Consider the following 18,699-nt stretch of genomic DNA (forward strand, 5'->3'; position numbering starts at 1 on the left):
GAAAACAGCTGATCTAAATGAAAGAAACTAAGAAATACTGGAAAGGGTTGGAGCAATTGGAAAACAATGCTGATTTCCAAGATAGAGCTTCAAAAGAATTCCCGGAATATTTGCCAATCAATGGTGGAGAAAACGGTGAACCTTCAAGGCGGGATTTCCTGAAATTGATGGGCTTTGGAGTTGCTGCTGTTTCTTTAGCGGCATGTGAGACGCCAATTCGAAAGGCGATTCCTTACGTAAACAAACCTGTTGATGTTGATCCTGGTGTAGCAAATTATTATGCTTCCACCTATGCGATGGGTAACGATGTTGCTTCTGTAGTTGTAAAAACACGAGAGGGGAGACCCATAAAAATTGAAGGTAATGATCTTTCAATGATCAGCCAGGGAGGTACAACTACTCAGGTTGAATCTTCAGTCCTTTCACTTTATGATGGCGAGCGTCTTCAAAATCCTAAAATTGCAGGAGAAGACACAGACTGGGAAACCATTGATGGGAGAATTAAAACTGAGCTTGCAGCCAACGCCGGCAAGATTTCAATTGTTTCTTATTCAAATTGTAGCCCGAGCACAGCACGTGCTATTCAGGCACTAAGAGATAAATATGGCGATGTAGAGCATATTCAGTACGACCCTGTTTCATTCAGTGGTTTACTTGACGCTTATGGTGAAGCAACCGGTTCCAGGAGCTTACCCGTCCATGACTTCTCAAAAGCGAGTACCATCGTTTCTTTTACAGCAGATTTCTTAGGAGCATGGCCAAATCAGGCAGTGAATAACAAACAATTTGCTGCGACAAGAAAACTAGGACCAGATAAGAAAGAGATGTCAAGGCTATATGCTTTTGAATCTAACCTTTCATTGACAGGTTCAAATGCAGACTACAGACAGCCAATTAAACCTTCACAGGAAGGGTTGTATGTTGCTAACCTATATAATCTTATAGCACAAAAAGCCGGAGCTGCGACAACAGGTGTTGCAAGGCTTGAAGATTCAGTAATGCTTGAGAAAGCGGCCAATGACCTTTGGAAGTCAAGAGGCAAATCGCTGGTTGTTTGCGGATCGAATGATAAGAATGTTCAGCTGCTTGTTATTGCTATTAATGATTTACTTCAGAGCTACGGATTTACGATTGATCTTTCCAGAAGTGTGAATACACGTAAAGGAAGTGATGCTGCATTTGCTCAATTGGTAAATGATGTAAAAGCAGGAGGAGTAGGATCAGTTATATTCTACAACTGTAACCCTGCATATGATCATCCAATGGGAGCTCAGTTGATAAGCTCTTTAGGAAAAGTGAAAACTACGATTTCGACTTCAGATCGAATGGATGAAACAAGTAGTTCAGTGAAGTATATTACTCCTGATCATCATTATTTGGAATCATGGAATGATTTTGAGCCGGTGACAGGGCATATAACGCTTTCACAGCCGACCATTAAAAATATTTTCAATACACGACAGGCTCAGGAATCTTTCTTGAGATGGTCTGATATTAACGCTTCTTATTACGAATTTGTGAAGACTGGATGGCAGCCATTCGCTGATGGTGATGTGACCAGCTTCTTCGATAAATGCTTACATGACGGGTTCTACAATGTTGAGGCAGCTGCAGCAACTAAAACAGTGTCTGTTGATGCAGTTGTAGTTGGTGGAAATCTGAAAGGTTACTCAGCTAAATCAGATGATTTGGAGTTAGCACTTTATACAAATTATTCAGTAGGTGACGGTACTCAGGCAAACAACCCATGGTTGCAGGAAATGCCGGACCCGATTACAAAAGCTTGCTGGGATAACTACCTAACTGTTTCTCCACGTCAGGCCAGAGAAAATGGATGGGATGTGAAAGGTGGAGACATGGACTACAAGGTGGCAACCCTTACCGTCAATGGACAGTCAGTTACTGCTCCGGTAATGCCTCAACCAGGTCAGGCTTACGGAACAGTAGGTCTAGCTGTGGGTTATGGAAGAACTACGGCTGGTAAAGTAGGAAATGGTGTTGGTGTTAATGCATATCAGCTGATTAGCAGTTCTAACACAGGACTTAGTTATACCGGGAAAGCAACGATTGAACTAAATGGAGATGTGCGCAAAGTAGCGCAAACTCAAACTGCTCAAACTTACTCCGGAAGAGAGACTGTAATTCAGGAGTCTACGCTTGGTGAATACCAAAAAGACCCTCAAGCCGGTAGATCATTCCCAATGATCTCAAAGGCGGATGGAACGAAGGTAAGACCACACGCCGTATCACTTTGGAAAGGTCATGAATACCCGAATCACCATTGGGGAATGATCGTAGACCTGAACTCTTGTACAGGCTGTGGAACATGTACAGTGGCTTGTCAGACTGAGAACAATATTCCGGTTGTTGGTAAGGAAGAAGTACTAAACAGGAGAGAAATGCACTGGATTCGTATCGACAGATACTACAGTGAGCGACCTGAGAACGAGCTTACTTCTGATGATAAAAACCTGATGGAGGTTAAGCAGAAAGAACTTGCTGCTGAGAATCCAGAAGTGACTTTCCAACCGATGATGTGTCAGCAGTGTAACAATGCACCATGTGAAACGGTGTGTCCGGTTGCAGCTACAACACACTCTAGCGAAGGTCTTAACCAAATGACTTACAACAGATGTATTGGTACAAGATATTGTGCGAATAACTGTCCATATAAAGTGCGTCGATTCAACTGGTTTAAGTACCATGATAATGCTAAGTTCGACAAGAACACTCCGATGAATAATGATTTGGGTAAAATGGTATTGAACCCTGACGTTACTGTGAGAGCAAGAGGGGTTATGGAAAAATGTACTTTCTGCGTTCAGCGAATTCAAACTGGAAAACTTGATGCTAAGAAGGAGGGAAGAAGACCGGTTGATGGTGAAATCCAAACAGCTTGTGCGAAATCATGTCCTACGGATGCGTTGGTATTCGGAGATATGAAAGATCCGGAAAGCAGAATATCAAAAACATTGAAGTTGAAGTACAGCGATAAAAGTGTAGAGGCAACTGAGGATAGAGCATATCATGTGCTGGAGGAGTTAAGAGTAATGCCAAACGTTTGGTACTTGACCAAAATCAGAAATAAAGACAAAAACGATAAAATAGAAGCATAATGCACGCAGAATCAGAAGTACGGATACCCTTAGTAACGGGTGGAAAGACAGTCCACGATGTTTCTGAGGATATTGCTGGAAGAGTAGAGCAGAAACCTACGGTAACGTGGATGCTGGCTATGGCCGTCTCTTTAGCACTTCTCCTTGCCGGAGGGTATGCAGTAGCAATTACTCTTTGGGATGGAATCGGAATGTGGGGTCTTAATAAAACAGTAGGATGGGCATGGGATATCACTAACTTCGTATGGTGGGTAGGTATCGGTCACGCAGGAACCCTGATCTCTGCTGTACTCTTACTTTTCCGTCAGCGTTGGAGAATGTCTATTAACAGGGCTTCAGAGGCGATGACGATTTTTGCTGTAATCTGTGCTGCTATGTTCCCTGTACTACACATGGGTCGTCCCTGGTTAGGATTTTATTGGGCACTGCCACTACCAAATACATTTGGATCTTTGTGGGTAAACTTTAACTCGCCACTTCTTTGGGACGTATTTGCGATCTCAACATATTTCTCTGTATCATTAGTATTCTGGTACATCGGTTTGATTCCTGATTTTGCCACCATTCGGGATAGAGCTACCAACAAGATTTCAAAAGCTATTTACGGAGCACTTAGCTTCGGATGGACAGGTGGCGCTAAAACATGGTCGCATTATGAGACCGTTTCTCTTGTGCTTGCCGGATTAGCCACACCACTTGTACTTTCAGTGCATACCATTGTATCATTTGACTTTGCTACCTCAGTGATCCCCGGATGGCATACAACCATCTTCCCGCCTTACTTTGTGGCAGGAGCGATTTTTTCCGGATTTGCAATGGTACTTACACTTCTCCTGGTAACCAGAAAGGCATATAAATTAGAAGATTATATAACGATCCAGCATATTGAGATGATGAATATCATCATCATTGTAACAGGGTCGATAGTAGGTATCGCCTACATCACTGAGTTCTTTATTGCCTGGTACTCAGGAGTAGAGGCTGAGCAGTACGCATTTATAAACAGAGCAACGGGACCTTATTGGTGGGCATACTGGTCGATGATGACCTGTAATGTGATCTCACCTCAGTTGTTCTGGTTCAAGAAAATCAGAACAAATCTTGCAGCAACCTTCGTCATTTCAATTATTGTAAACATTGGAATGTGGTTCGAGCGATTTGTAATTATTGTTACTTCATTACATAGAGACTACCTTCCATCAAGTTGGGCGATGTTTTACCCAACCATGTATGATGTAGGAGTTTATGTATTCACCTTCGGTTTGTTTTTCACAGCGTTCTTCTTGTTTGCCAAGTTTTTCCCTGTGATTAATATGGCTGAGGTAAAAAGTATTATTAAAGCAACTGGTGACCGGACACAGTCCGGCGGTAAATAGGATAGGGAAGTGGAGTGTTTAAGTAGATTTATATAATTAAGAAATATGTCTCAAGGAACAAATTACGTACTGGGCGTCTATGATGATGAAGATGTTTTGATGGATGCCATCAAGACAGTCCGGGAATCTGGTGTAAAAATCGAAGAGGTTTATTCGCCATTCCCTGTTCATGGAATCGAAGACGTCTTAGGGTACAAAAGAAGCTGGTTATCTATTGCAGCTTTCTTGTTTGGGATTACAGGTACATGTCTGGCATTGACCATGATGATTGGTATGATGGGCATTGACTGGCCGATGATCATTGGAGGTAAAGATTATATTCCAATTCCATCTTTTATTCCGGTGACTTTTGAAATGACGGTACTACTGGCTTCTTTCGGGATGGTAGGTACTTTCTTTGTGATCTCTAATTTGAAGCCTTGGGGTAAGCCAAGAATTTATGATATCAGAATCACAGATGATAAGCATGTGATGGCCATTGATCTTGAAAGAAACGATAAATCTGAAGCAGACATTAAGAAGGTTTTGCAGGGAAGTGGAGCTACAGAGGTTAACAATAAAAAGTTTGATTGATAATGCAACTAAAGAAGCTTAGATATTTAGGAATTATCACGATTGGAGCACTTGTAGCTTCATGTGCAGCTGGTGTTGATGATACTGGATTGGAATACGCTCCTCAAATGTATCACTCTACCCCATACGAACCACTTACTCAGATTACAAATGAGGATGAGGGTTCCTGGCTGGATTCGAACGAAGAAGACGGGCATGGAGAGTTTTACAACTCAAATCCATACAATGAATTTAAAATGAACATGCGAGAGCCGGTGGCAAACACCGTAAGAAGAGGGCAGCCTCTTCCGGTACGTATGACCATTGATGATCTGGAAACTGCAGCGGCTACACTTGAAAGTCCATTTGCTGCTGATGATGAAAGTGTGATAAAGGATGGTAAAGCATTGTATGAAAGCTACTGCAAACATTGTCATGGAGCTGAAGGAAATGCAGATGGGTTAGTTGCTGAAGCATATGCTGGAGTTGCTAACTTGAATGGTGCTGCATATTTAGAGATTACAGAAGGTCACATTTTTCATGTGATCACTTTTGGAAAAGGTTTAATGGGTGCTCATGGGTCACAGGTAAGTCCTGATGATCGGTGGAGAATTGCCCGATATGTTAAAGAATTGCAAAAGAAGAATTAAAGTCTACTCATGGTATCAGAAGAAAGATTTGAATTTACTGCTACTGCCAAGAAACGCTTAATCATAACCTTATTGGTTGGGGTGGTGCTTTCTGTGCTAGGCTACTTTACATTGGGATCAGGTGATCATGGTGGCGGTCATGGTGGCGATCATGCAGAAGTTGTTGCCGATGGTCATGGTGAAGAGCCGTATGGTGCTGAAGATCATGGTGACGAATCGGAAGAAGGGCATGGTGAAGAAGGAGCACATCATGGTAGCAGCCCATCTGTAAAACGATTGCTTTCCAACCTTTGGATAAACAATGTGTTTTTTGCAGGACTGGCAATTATTGGTGTTTTCTTTTTTGCAATTCAATACGCATCACAGGCAGGTTGGTCTGCTGGAATAAAAAGGATACCATTCGCATTCGGTAGTTGGCTACCAATCGCATTTGTATTGATGTTGGTTGTGTTTTTGATAGGTGGGCATGACTTGTTCCACTGGACGCATGCGGATCTTTATGCTGAAGTTGGTGGAGATAAAATCGTTCAGGGAAAAGCTCCATATTTCTTCTGGCCATTAGAGGGTGGAGAGTTTCCATTATTCTGGGTTGGGAGACTGGTTATCTTTTTTGGAGTTTGGTATTTACTTTTTAGAAAGCTTAGAAAATTGGCTTTTGCTGAAGATATAGAAGGTGGAACCACACAGTGGTATAAGATGAGATCTACTTCAGCCATTTTCCTTGTATTCTTTGCCGTATCATCATCAATGGCGGCCTGGGATTGGATTATGTCTATAGACGTTCACTGGTTCAGTACGATGTTTGGCTGGTATTCATTTGCCAGCTGGTGGGTAGCGGGTCTAGCTCTCACGCTGTTTATAGTTGTGATGCTTAAAGACAAAGGATATCTCTCTGTAGTGAATGAAAACCATATTCATGACTTAGGAAAGTTTGTTTTTGCCTTTACCATCTTTTGGACATACGTATGGTTCTCGCAATTTCTATTGATCTATTACGCACACATTCCTGAGGAAACTATTTACTTCATGGAGCGTTGGAAAGATGATCATTATGCTCCTGTTTTCTATATCAATTTAATTCTAAACTTCTTCTTCCCTTTCTTAGTTTTAATGACTAGAGATTCGAAGAGACAAACAAGAATCCTGAAAGTTGTTTGTCCTGCGATTGTATTTGGACACTGGTTAGATTTTTATCTAATGGTTTCTCCTGGTACTGTCGGTGACAGCAGCGGTTTTGGATTCCTTGAAATCGGATTGATACTGGTTTACTTAAGTGCTTTCTTGTATGTGACATTTAATGCACTTTCAAAAGCACCTTTGTTCGCAAAGAATCATCCAATGTTGAAAGAAAGTTTACATCATCATATTTAATAGGAGGGATAGGATATGCTTAATTTAATCATTTTTATAGCGGTCATTCTCATTATAGCTGTGATATTCACAGCATACCGCGTCACCACTTTAGTTGATGTTGTAAAGAAAGATAAAAGCAAAAGTCATGTGCCTTCAGGGAATAGTTTCCAGGGAGTGTTGATGATTATATTCCTTGTATTAGGAGTGGTAGGTTTTTTCTATTTCTCCATGACGGAATATGATAATTACAACCTTCCGATAGCTTCTGAGCATGCGGTAATCACAGAAAATCTCTTCTGGATCACCATGGCGATTACAGTTTTTGTATTTATCGTCACTCAAATATTCCTATTTGGATTTAGCTGGAAGTACCGATACAAAGAGACAAATACAGCTCACTATTACCCACACAACAACAAGCTTGAAATGATCTGGACAATTGTTCCGGCAATCGTTCTAGCATGGTTGATCATTTCAGGGTTGAAGCAATGGAATGTAGTAACAGGACCTGCACCAGAGAACGCTGAATTAATCGAGGTGATGGGTTATCAATATGCATGGGCATTTAGGTATCCCGGAAAAGATGGAGCATTAGGAGATTCTGATTTCAGAAAGATTGATGCAATTAATTCGATGGGTATTGATCTGGAGGACCAAAATGGTCATGATGATTTCATGCCAACACAATTGGTTCTACCTAAAGATAAGCCTGTTCTATTGAAGATTAGAGGAAGAGATGTTATCCATAGTGTATACAATCCTCACTTTAGAATGCAAATGAATGCAGTACCGGGCATGCCTACTCAGTTTTGGTTTACACCGACGGTGAGCACGGCAGAGATGAGAGAGATCACCGGGAATCCGGATTTTAACTACGAGTTGGTGTGTAACAAGATTTGTGGAAAAAGCCACTACGGTATGAAGGGTATCATTACCGTCCTGGATCAGGATGAATATGATAGCTGGTATAAAGAAAGCCAGGAAAACACATTTCTTAAGCAGAATCCGAGCTATTTGAGCCAGGTTCCGGAGGATTTGAAAGAAGCAGCGAAAATTGCTGCCGGAATTGAAAACATTGAGAAAGAACAAAAAGTTACAACTGCAGCAAGCAGTTCAAAATAATTAGATATGTCAGTAACAGATATACAACTACAGGAAGATTTAGCTCACGATGATCACCACGATGAGCATCACGAGCAGGGGTTTGTAAGCAAGTATATTTTCACGACTGATCATAAGACCATCGCGAAGCAATTCTTGATTACAGGGATTTTCTGGGCATTAATAGGTGGAGGTCTTTCCATCATCTTCAGGCTTCAGTTGGGTTTCCCTGAAATGAGTCTGGAATGGATGAGACCAATACTGGGCCAGTGGATCACTGAAGCAGGTAAACTGGATGCCGAATTTTATCTGGCACTCGTGACCATGCACGGAACCATTATGGTGTTCTTCGTTTTGACAGCAGGTTTGAGTGGCACATTTTCAAACTTCTTAATCCCACTTCAGATTGGAGCACGTGATATGGCTTCAGGCTTTATGAACATGTTGTCTTACTGGTTCTTCTTTGCTTCCAGTGTGGTGATGTTCATTTCACTATTCATTGAGACAGGACCTGCGGGTGGTGGATGGACCGTATATCCGCCATTGAGCGCACTACCACAAGCGATACAGGGCTCAGGGTTAGGAATGACGCTTTGGTTAGTATCCATGGCATTGTTTATTGCCTCATCTCTATTGGGAGGTATTAACTACATCACAACAATCATCAACATGAGAACGCAAGGGATGTCTTTCGCAAGACTTCCTTTGACCATTTGGGCGTTCTTTATCACTGCAATTCTGGGTCTGCTTTCTTTCCCTGTATTGCTTTCAGCAGCTTTGCTTTTGATCTTTGATAGATCGTTTGGTACAAGCTTCTACCTTTCAGAGATATTTATTGCTGGGGAGGCACTTCCTAATGTAGGTGGTAGCCCGATTTTGTACCAGCATTTATTCTGGTTCCTTGGTCACCCTGAGGTATATATAGTAATCCTTCCGGCACTGGGAATCACTTCAGAAATTATTGCAACTAATGCACGTAAGCCAATCTTTGGCTATAAAGCGATGATTGGTTCATTGTTGGGAATTGGATTTTTGTCTTTTATCGTATGGGCACACCATATGTTCGTGACAGGAATGAATCCTTTCTTAGGTTCAGTATTTACCATCCTAACATTGGTAATTGCGGTTCCATCCGCGATTAAAGCATTTAACTACATCACCACGTTGTGGAAAGGTAATATTGTCTTTACTCCTGCGATGCTATTCTCGATAGGGTTGGTGTCTTTCTTTATATCAGGTGGATTGACAGGTATATTCCTTGGAAACTCCGTGCTGGATATCAATTTACACGATACCTACTTTGTAGTAGCGCACTTTCACCTGGTAATGGGAAGTGCTGCATTCTTTGGAATGCTTGCCGGGGTTTATCACTGGTTCCCTAAGATGTTTGGTCGGATGATGAATGATAAGCTGGGTAAACTTCACTTCTGGTTATCATTCGTAGGAATTTATTTGGTATTCTTCCCACTTCATTATATCGGAATTGCCGGTTTCCCAAGAAGATATTATTCATTCACATCGTTTGAGACATTCAGCATTTATGGTGATTTGAATGCATTGGTAAGTGTTGCGGCTATTTTGACTTTTGCAGCACAGTTTATCTTCCTGTTTAACTTCTTCTATTCTATTTACAGAGGAAAACTTGCACCTAAAAATCCATGGAAGTCTAACACCATGGAGTGGACAACTCCAAGATTCCCTGGACATGGAAACTGGATTGGAGCTATCCCATATGTATACAGATGGCCATACGATTACAGTAAGCCAGGAGCAAAGGATGATTTCATTCCGCAAACTGTACCTTACTCTCACACTCCTGAATCTAACCTTGAGCATGAAAACGAGCTAACTAAGGATGAAGATTTGAGCGGAGTTGAAAAGGCTAATTAACCGAAAGAATTTTTTAAGGATAAATGCAATTACGCTGGGATCAGTATTCGTACTGATCCTGGTGGGTAGCATTGTGCGTGTGATGGGTGCAGGCATGGGCTGTCCAGATTGGCCAAAATGCTTTGGTTCCTATGTTCCCCCTATAACAGCTGAGGGACTGCCGGCTAATTATCAGGATATTTTCAGGGAGCAGCGTATCACTAAGAATGAGCGTCTTGCTCGTTTATTCAATTCACTCGGTTATGAAGAGCTAAGTAAAAAAATTACTGAAGATCCAGCAGTCCTTGTAGAGCAAGAGTTTGACGTAACCAAAGCCTGGATTGAATATGTTAACCGATTGGTTGGCGTATTAATAGGGTTTCTAGTTTTTCTAAACATGATTTTCGCTTTTGCTTTTCGAAGCAGGTCAAAATGGATTCCTTTCATGGGAGTCATGATATTTGTTTTAACAGGCTTCCAGGGTTGGGTTGGATCTTTAGTTGTGTCCACCAACCTACTTCATGGCTTCATAACCTTTCATATGTTATTGGCCTTAGTCATTGTAGCTATGCTTATCTGGATGAATGTCCGAGTTAGAGAACTATCTATTTATCCTGATAAAAACCTATTTATTGTCAGTCTATTAACAACATTGTTATTCATACCTCAATTGATTCTTGGAACAGAGGTACGTGGAGTAATTGATGATTTGCTGATTTCCACCATTGGCAGGAGTGAGTGGAGTCAAAGTTTATCAGATTCCTTTTATATCCACAGGTCATACTCATGGTTAATTCTAATTGGTGCAGTTGCCATATTCTACTATGCCAGAAAAACGGAACAGGTATGGGTTATCAACTTAAGTATGCGTTTAGTATTCTTAGTTTTTTTGGCAATGATTGCTGGAATTGGGATGGTACGGTTTGATTTTCCAGTTTGGCTGCAACCGCTTCATTTAATTCTGGCAGTTGGCATCTTTAGCTACCTGTTTTATTTAACTTTGCGACTCAAATTTGTTAAGTGAATTCTACCGTTTCACATATCGATATTTCCTCAGGAGTTAAAGCGAAAGCTTTTTACGAGCTACTTAAACCGAGGCTTTCATTTTTAGTGGTATTCTCTTCAGGGTTTGGTTATGCATTAGCGAGTCAGTCAGCCATTCATTGGGGTAACTTTATGCTGTTTTTGATTGCAGGATTTTTAGTATCCGGGTCTTCAGTTACGATCAATCAAGTCATTGAGCAACAATACGATGCGATTATGAAACGGACGAAAAATCGTCCATTACCATCTGATCGGATTACTGAAAAAGAAGCGGTTTGGTTTAGTATTTTAACCGGCGTGGCTGGGTTGATTCTAATGCTATTGGCAACCAATATTTTAGCCACAGCACTATCATTTCTTTCATTATTGCTTTACGCTTTTGTTTATACACCCCTCAAGAGAGTTGGATCAATTGCAGTTTTTGTAGGTGCTATTCCGGGAGCTTTGCCTCCACTTATTGGATGGGCAGCCGCCAGTGGAATGCTCACCTATGAAGCGATGATCATTTTTGGTATTCAGTTTATCTGGCAATTCCCACATTTCTGGGCTATTGCATGGGTATCGGATGAAGATTACAAAAAAGCTGGTTTTAAGCTTTTACCAGGTGGGGGTGGAAAAGACCTTAGTACTGCCATAAACATTATGGTGTATACCTTGTTTTTATTGCCACTGGGTTTACTGCCAACCATATTTGGATTAACAGGACTGACAAGTGGTGTAGTGGCAACTATATGTGGGGTATTGTTTCTTGCTACCACCTTTAGCTTAATGAAAGATGCCAGCAACCAAAAAGCCCGGAGAATTATGTTTGGGTCTTTTATTTATTTACCCATTGTGCAAATAACCTTTTTATTAGATAAGATATGACAGGAGAGATTGAAACAGGTAAGGTTAGGTCAATGCATCCACAGAAATTTGCGATGTGGTTGTTTTTGGTATCAGTGGTAATGATTTTCGTATCACTGTCAAGTGCATATGTGGTGAAGATGTCCATTGGAGACTGGATTTACATCGAGTTTCCGTCATTATTCAAGATCACTACTGCGATCATTATCCTGAGTAGTGTGACGATGCATTTCGCCTATATCTCGGCGAAAAGAAACAATATTAAAAACATCCGAATAGGATTAGCCATTACTGCGGTTTTGGCCATTGCATTTATGATTGGGCAGTTTAAGGCCTGGGGACAGCTAGTTGATGGAGGGTATCATTTTGTTGGAAACCCGGCTAGTTCTTTCATTTATGTGTTCACAGGATTGCACGTGGTTCATTTGATTGGAGCAGTGATTTTCTTACTGATTGTTTTAAAGCAAGCATTCAACTATAAAGTACATTCCAAGAGTTTACTTCGCATAGAAATGTGTACCACATTCTGGCATTTTCTGGGTGGACTTTGGTTGTTTTTATACTTATTTTTGATTTTCAATAATTAACCTACAAAACCTAAACGAATGGCTAACTCGGCTGTAATAGTAGACGAAAAAGATAAGAACATCTGGGCTGGTGGTGTATCCCCGATGAAAGTGAGCTATGGTAAACTGATGATGTGGTTTTTCCTCTTGTCAGATGCTTTTACCTTCTCTGCATTGCTGATCACTTACGGTTTAATCCGCTTCAGCCACCCATCATATACAGGCTCAGTAGCTGACTTTAAGTTCTCACAGGAATACTGGCCAATCCCTGAAAAAGTGTTTGAGGCGTTCCCTGGAATGCATGCACTGGGTATTGAGAGTGCACCATTGGTATTTGTAGGGCTAATGACATTCATCCTGATCGTGAGTAGTGTAACCATGGTACTAGCTGTGGAAGCAGGTGAGCGAATGGATAGAAAAGCGGTTGAGAAATGGATGCTTTGGACCATTTTAGGAGGTCTTACTTTCCTTGGATGTCAAGCTTGGGAATGGGCTCACTTTATTCATGGGGCTGATATCTCTATGAATGCAATTGGAAACTCATTGATGGGAGCAGGGCTATCCTCCAATCAATATGGCCCTCCAAATTTTGCTGCGCTATTCTTCTTCATTACAGGATTTCACGGGTTCCACGTATTTAGTGGCGTGCTGATTAATTTCATCATTTTTTATCAGGCAACTGTCGGCATCTTCGAAAAGAGGGGGCACTATGAAATGGTAGAGAAAGTTGGCCTTTACTGGCACTTTGTAGATCTTGTTTGGGTCTTTGTATTCACATTCTTTTACTTAGTTTAATCTTATAATTGTCATATAAATGGAACAGCAAACTCCACAAGTCGAAGTAAAGCCGGTAGATAAGGCGAAAGTGAAAAACTTCCTGAAAGTAATGTGGTACCTAGCACTCATTACTGCTGTGGAATTCGGTATTGCATTCACTGTGCCACATGAGCATAAGTGGATTCGAATCATCGTATTCATCGCACTGACAATTGTAAAAGCCTACTACATTGTTTCTGAATTCATGCACTTAGGTCATGAGAAGAAATCACTGAAGATGTCAATCGTGCTACCAATGCTATTTGTAGTGTTTTTCATCTTCATTATGATCTACCAGGGCGGAGCAATTTTAGAAGTTCTTTATTGATCTTTTGAAAAGCAAGGGACTTAAACGACTCATCATTTTCATCGTATTTCTGATACCTGTCGCATGGTATCTTATACTACAGTTGTTTGGGACAAACAACTTCTCGCTTTCATTGAAGCAAGAGCTATCCAATGAATGTGGAGCGTACAATGAAATTACGATTGTTTCCATAAGTGATACACTCACTGTTGTGGAAACCAATTATATGAACCGTGTCAAATTTGGTGCGGAAAAACGATCTGCTATTTTATCTTATAAAGACCAGAGCTTCTTTGATTGTATCGGTACACCTGAAGCAGACCTTGCTTTGGTAAGCGAAAAGGGATTATGGGGAACATATCAGTTTAGCAGGGACGGAGTAGACGAGCTGCTAACAGAATTAGATATACTTAAACTTCAACAGACCTATGGAAAAGGCACAAGCAGGTAATAAAGTTTATTTGAGGATTATCTATTTGGTATCAATCCTTATCCCAATGATTGTTGCATTCCTGATTTACTTTCCTGCCAAACTTGGCATAGCCGGAGACTGGGTTAAGTTATTGCCTGGCTTGCATGCAACAATTAATTCCATGACCGTACTGACGCTTATTGCGGCTTTAATAGCCATCAAGAACGGAAATATAAAGGTACATCGGTCATTTATGTTTGCATCCCTGTTTCTTGGAGTGCTGTTTCTACTGTCCTATGTACTGTATCATTCAAGTGTAGAATCTGTGAAGTTCGGTGACCTGAATCATGACGGTCAACTAAATGAAGAAGAATTAGCCTTAGCGGGAACCAGTCGGGTTGTCTATCTGGTTATTCTTGCAAGTCACATACTACTTTCAATTTTAGTTGTGCCATTTGTACTGTTCGCATTTTATTATGCACTGACAGACCAGATAGCCCGACATAAACGAATGGTTAAGTTTACCTATCCGGTTTGGTTGTACGTTTCGATTACAGGAGTAATTGTTTACTTCATGATCAAACCATACTATTTTTTGTAGATGAAAAAGTTTTTAATTCTTACAAGCACTTTTCTTTTACCCTTGATAAACTGGGCACAGTGCGCCATGTGCCGGACGCAAATCAAGAACAATGTAAGTGCAGGTGAGACTTCTACAGCCGAGGGCTTGAATAATGGAATTATGTTCCTGTTCTTCACCCCTTATGTAGTTGTGTTTGTGATTATTTATTTATGGTATCGAAACAGTAAAGCAACAAAAAGTGTCAGTTTTAACGAGCGTTTTAAAGGCTAAATGCCCCCGGTGCAGAGTAGGAGAGATTTTCACTCATTCTTCAACTAATTTAAAAAAGATGGCTTCCATGCATGCCAATTGTCCTAATTGTAACCTTCGTTATGAGAAGGAGCCCGGCAATTTCTATGGAGCAATGTATGTCAGCTATGGCTTTTCTACAGCCATATTCCTTGTTACAGCATTTGTACTTTACCACTTCTTTGGTGATCCTTCTCTAAATGTTTATCTCATCTCCATTTTAGCAGCCGCTATCTTATTGTTTCCATGGAACTTTAGATATTCCAGGGTCATATTTCTTTATCTTATTTGGAAGAGCTAAGGCCTTTAAAGGCGTGATTATTGTATATTCAAGCTTGTGAATCATAAGCTTTCCATTGGACTATTGCTTGTGTGCCTGAGCACAATCTTCGTCAATCACTTTGCAATTGACTGGGAAGAAACCATACATGAAAAGGCACGGAAGAGCTTAGATAATATTGTTGAAGCACAGCACCTCGATTTAATTGATTGGAAAAATGAATCATCGTCAAATGATGCTTTCCGCAAGCGTACAATTTGTAAAGGAAGGCTGGAGAACTGGAGCGACAACAGACCTTTTGTTTCCAACATTGGAAATGATACTATTCAGGTTGTAGTGAATGATCTGGGACTATTTCTGGTTCAGCAAATAAAAGAGGATCAATGTGTGTACGTATCCTGTCATCAATTGCTGAAGTCCTACAGTATTACCAATCAATACCTCACAGAGGATAAAAGCGATCAGCTTTACAAGTATGTGACTAATGTCTCAGCAGCATCAGGAGACTATGTATATCGCGACCTTTTGTATTTCGACGTAAAGGCTATGCCCAATAGAGTAGTTGATGTGTTGGTCAGTGTGATTATCATCATCGTTCTCTCAATTGAATACCTTCGATTTTCGAAGGAAAACATTTCTTCATTCTGGAAAGCTACAATTGTTCTCTTCGTTTTAAGGTATTTAACACTCGAATTTGAGGCATTTCAGATGCTCTTTAGATACGAGCTATTCGACCCGATTCGATACACATCATCTGTTGTTAATCCTACCCTTGGAGATTTACTTATCAACTGTGTGCTACTGAATTTAATTATTCTGGCCGGTGCACCCTATTTGCAGCAGGTTAGGCGATCTAAGTCCGGAGTAGCACTTATCAGCGCCATAAATACCATTCTGACGGGTGTAGTACTACACATAGCCTGGAGTATTATCAGTAATTCTCAATTGTCACTGGATGTAGGTCAGTCTATTCAATTTGATTCATTGAGAGCGGTAGCTTATCTCTGTATTCTCTTTGCGAGTATTGGTTATTTCTATTTTACCTACCTGTCTCTTAAACTAATCAGAAGCAGTCATTACATTGCTCAGGCAATTACAGGAGCCTTAATAGCAGGTGTAGTAATGGGATTTTTAGATATTCTTTCCATCACTTTTAGCGTAGTGCATATTTCTGTTTTATTGATTTCACTTCGCTATCAATGGGGGAAATCATTCAAAGAATTTACATACGCTAACCTTCTGTTTATCCTGATTATAAGTCTTGGTATTTCATCTGTTTTGGCTTTTTGTATTTACAAATATGAAGAGGGAGCGGTGCTGGATGCCAAGAAAAAATTTGCCAATTATCTTTTGCTGAAAAGGGATGTACTGGGGGAGTATTACCTGGATCAAACCATCAAAAGGCTATCCAGCAATGAGGAGCTGGCATTAATCGCGAGTGAAAGAAGCAGGAGAGTCCTTGAGGAGCAGATTAGAAGTGAGTTTCTGACTCCATACTTCAACAAGTATGATTTAGAAATTGTATTTCAGGATTATCAGCAACTCCAGTTAAACACCCGATTTACGCGGGAATTTAGTTTGCTAACCCCGGAGAATCAATCAGATTACGAAAACATTTTTTTCGTAGACGAGGGGACTAACTTTAAATACATCTGCAAGATTAATGTCGGTGATTTGGTGGGCTTGATTATCCTTCAAATAAAGAAGCGAGTGCCTTCCAGTGTTTACCCTGCGCTTTTAACGGACAACAAATACTTTTCGGTATCCAATGATTTTGATTATGCTGTTTTCGCCGGAGACGATATACTTTTCCATCGAAGCAAATTTGGACAAGGAGAGTGGCCTCAGCATGATGACTTTGAACGAGAGCAGCTTTATAGCAGTGGAATCGAGAAGAACGGTAGGCATTACTATGGCGTAAAAACAAATGACGGAAGGACCATTCTAATCATTTCAAAGAAGTACGAAGCGCGAGATAGACTGACGAATTTTTCATTTTTCTTCCTGTTACTGCTATTTTCATTTGGTGCCTTTAGCGTGACCAGCTCTGCAATAGAGCATGGGTTTAAGCTGAATTTCACGAGCAAGATTCAGCTTTACCTCGGAATGGCATTTATGATACCGCTGTTGATTGCCGGTTTTGCACTGTTAAATACCCTGAATACTTCATACAGAGAGGAAATAAACCGTAGTTACATTAAACAGGCCTTGTACATATCAGAGATTCTTTCAAATGATATCGAGGAAGTAAATAACGAACTAGGTGCTTATCGCTTAGCCGAGATCAGCAGCTACATTCAATCAGATCTCAGTTTCTATAATGAGTCTGGTTATTTGGTCGCTACTAGTCAGCCGGAAATCTTCAATTTGAACCTTCAGGGTAACCTTATAAATCCAATCGTTTTTGAAGAGCTGGTTGTAAAGGAAAATCAAAGCATAATCGCTGAAGAGTCTGTTGGCTCGTTGGATTATAAAGTGTGCTATGCGGTTGTTAATACCATTAATAATCAAGTGGCCGGATTTATCGCCATGCCTTTCTTTGATTCTAAAAATCATTTAAGAAGGCAGCAGATTGAGGTTTTTGGTAATTTGATAACCATTTTCGGATTCATCTTTATCATGGCAATTGTGTTTGGGAATGCCATTCTGAATAATCTGTTACATCCACTGAGAATGGTAGCTGCAAAGATTCGGAAGGTCACATTACAAGAGGTGAATAAACCTATTCAATATGAATCTTCTGATGAAATCGGATCACTTGTGAAGGATTATAATCAAATGCTGGTCAAGCTGGAAGACAGCAAGCTTGCCCTGGCTAAAAGTCAGAAAGAGACGGCCTGGAAGGAGATTGCAAAACAAGTAGCACATGAAATAAAAAACCCACTAACTCCAATGCAATTGAAGATTCAGCAGATGCTTCGAAAGCATGATGCCGCTTCAAAGGAATATGAGACCCTAACCTCATTACTTACCCAGGTTGATACCTTGAGCCAGATTGCAGAGTCGTTTTCTGCATTTGCTGAAATGCCCGCACCCGACAATCAGGTTTTTGATTTTGGAAATTTGATCAAGGAAGTAGTTGAACTCTACAGTGCGGAAGACGTGGAAATGATGATTGATATTGCACCTAATATTAAAATTGAAGCTGATAAAGATATCTTCCGTAGGATTTTGAATAACATCGTACTTAATGCCTTGCAGGCAGTTTCTGACAAGCAAGCGAAAATCAGTGTAAAACTGGAAGAGCGCTCGGATAAAGGATTATTATCCGTAAGTGATAATGGGAAAGGAGTTCCCAATGAATTGAAGGATAAGATTTTCCTGAACTATTTTAGTACAAAGTCAACAGGAAGCGGCATAGGATTGGCATTGGCCAAAAAAGGAATTGAAAATGCGGGAGGCAACATATGGTTTGAATCTAAACAGGATGAAGGGACCACCTTTTTCATTTCCATGCCGGTGGCTAATTCTTAGTGCGCTCATTTTTATTGGTCAGTATGCCTTGGGTCAAAACCTTAAGTGTCGTATAATACCAACTAA

General features: G+C 40.6%; 17 protein-coding genes. All 17 read left to right on the forward strand.

Annotation, left to right across the window (positions count from 1 at the left end; translation table 11 throughout):
- Positions 1 to 17 precede the first annotated feature (17 nt).
- On the forward strand, positions 18 to 3,116 hold the full coding sequence (locus tag RIC88_RS02140; protein ID WP_350215781.1) for a TAT-variant-translocated molybdopterin oxidoreductase: 3,099 nt from the start codon (positions 18 to 20) through the stop codon (positions 3,114 to 3,116).
- Positions 3,116 to 4,492 carry an NrfD/PsrC family molybdoenzyme membrane anchor subunit gene (nrfD, locus tag RIC88_RS02145; RefSeq protein WP_350215782.1) on the forward strand — a complete coding sequence of 459 codons (1,377 nt, stop codon included), beginning with the start codon at positions 3,116 to 3,118 and terminating at the stop codon, positions 4,490 to 4,492. Before RIC88_RS02140 ends, nrfD begins: the two co-directional genes overlap by 1 nt.
- Before the next feature lie 45 nt (positions 4,493 to 4,537).
- Positions 4,538 to 5,065 carry a DUF3341 domain-containing protein gene (locus tag RIC88_RS02150; RefSeq protein WP_350215783.1) on the forward strand — a complete coding sequence of 176 codons (528 nt, stop codon included), beginning with the start codon at positions 4,538 to 4,540 and terminating at the stop codon, positions 5,063 to 5,065.
- Between the two features lie 2 nt (positions 5,066 to 5,067).
- The gene (locus RIC88_RS02155) at positions 5,068 to 5,694 is read left to right on the forward strand and encodes a c-type cytochrome (RefSeq protein WP_350215784.1); all 627 of its coding nucleotides are present in this window, start codon (positions 5,068 to 5,070) and stop codon (positions 5,692 to 5,694) included.
- Between the two features lie 9 nt (positions 5,695 to 5,703).
- The gene (locus RIC88_RS02160; RefSeq protein ID WP_350215785.1) at positions 5,704 to 7,065 is read left to right on the forward strand and encodes a quinol:cytochrome C oxidoreductase; all 1,362 of its coding nucleotides are present in this window, start codon (positions 5,704 to 5,706) and stop codon (positions 7,063 to 7,065) included.
- A 15-nt stretch (positions 7,066 to 7,080) separates the two neighbouring features.
- Positions 7,081 to 8,169 carry a cytochrome c oxidase subunit II gene (locus tag RIC88_RS02165; protein ID WP_350215786.1) on the forward strand — a complete coding sequence of 363 codons (1,089 nt, stop codon included), beginning with the start codon at positions 7,081 to 7,083 and terminating at the stop codon, positions 8,167 to 8,169.
- Positions 8,170 to 8,175: 6 nt separating this feature from the next.
- Positions 8,176 to 10,038, forward strand: a complete 1,863-nt coding sequence (locus RIC88_RS02170) for a cytochrome c oxidase subunit I (protein WP_350215787.1) — start codon at positions 8,176 to 8,178, stop codon at positions 10,036 to 10,038.
- The gene (locus RIC88_RS02175) at positions 10,022 to 11,041 is read left to right on the forward strand and encodes a COX15/CtaA family protein (RefSeq protein WP_350215788.1); all 1,020 of its coding nucleotides are present in this window, start codon (positions 10,022 to 10,024) and stop codon (positions 11,039 to 11,041) included. Before RIC88_RS02170 ends, RIC88_RS02175 begins: the two co-directional genes overlap by 17 nt.
- Positions 11,038 to 11,928: a heme o synthase gene (gene cyoE, locus RIC88_RS02180; protein WP_350215789.1), complete on the forward strand. Its 891-nt coding sequence runs from the start codon at positions 11,038 to 11,040 to the stop codon at positions 11,926 to 11,928. The genes RIC88_RS02175 and cyoE overlap by 4 nt, the downstream gene beginning before the upstream one ends.
- The gene (locus RIC88_RS02185) at positions 11,925 to 12,494 is read left to right on the forward strand and encodes a cytochrome c oxidase subunit 3 (protein ID WP_350215790.1); all 570 of its coding nucleotides are present in this window, start codon (positions 11,925 to 11,927) and stop codon (positions 12,492 to 12,494) included. Before cyoE ends, RIC88_RS02185 begins: the two co-directional genes overlap by 4 nt.
- Before the next feature lie 18 nt (positions 12,495 to 12,512).
- Entirely contained in the window at positions 12,513 to 13,268 is a 756-nt protein-coding gene (locus tag RIC88_RS02190) for a cytochrome c oxidase subunit 3 (protein WP_350215791.1), read from the forward strand.
- 19 nt (positions 13,269 to 13,287) lie between these two features.
- Positions 13,288 to 13,617 carry a cytochrome C oxidase subunit IV family protein gene (locus RIC88_RS02195; protein ID WP_350215792.1) on the forward strand — a complete coding sequence of 110 codons (330 nt, stop codon included), beginning with the start codon at positions 13,288 to 13,290 and terminating at the stop codon, positions 13,615 to 13,617.
- A gap of 4 nt (positions 13,618 to 13,621) precedes the next feature.
- Entirely contained in the window at positions 13,622 to 14,047 is a 426-nt protein-coding gene (locus tag RIC88_RS02200) for a hypothetical protein (RefSeq protein WP_350215793.1), read from the forward strand.
- Positions 14,025 to 14,609: a DUF420 domain-containing protein gene (locus RIC88_RS02205; protein ID WP_350215794.1), complete on the forward strand. Its 585-nt coding sequence runs from the start codon at positions 14,025 to 14,027 to the stop codon at positions 14,607 to 14,609. The genes RIC88_RS02200 and RIC88_RS02205 overlap by 23 nt, the downstream gene beginning before the upstream one ends.
- Positions 14,610 to 14,861 carry a CAMCR motif-containing small membrane protein gene (locus RIC88_RS02210; protein ID WP_350215795.1) on the forward strand — a complete coding sequence of 84 codons (252 nt, stop codon included), beginning with the start codon at positions 14,610 to 14,612 and terminating at the stop codon, positions 14,859 to 14,861.
- A 67-nt stretch (positions 14,862 to 14,928) separates the two neighbouring features.
- Positions 14,929 to 15,180: a DUF983 domain-containing protein gene (locus tag RIC88_RS02215; RefSeq protein ID WP_350215796.1), complete on the forward strand. Its 252-nt coding sequence runs from the start codon at positions 14,929 to 14,931 to the stop codon at positions 15,178 to 15,180.
- A 36-nt stretch (positions 15,181 to 15,216) separates the two neighbouring features.
- On the forward strand, positions 15,217 to 18,633 hold the full coding sequence (locus RIC88_RS02220) for a sensor histidine kinase (protein ID WP_350215797.1): 3,417 nt from the start codon (positions 15,217 to 15,219) through the stop codon (positions 18,631 to 18,633).
- Positions 18,634 to 18,699 lie beyond the last annotated feature (66 nt).

This window comes from Ekhidna sp., from assembly GCF_040220215.1.
Lineage (GTDB): Bacteria > Bacteroidota > Bacteroidia > Cytophagales > Cyclobacteriaceae > Ekhidna.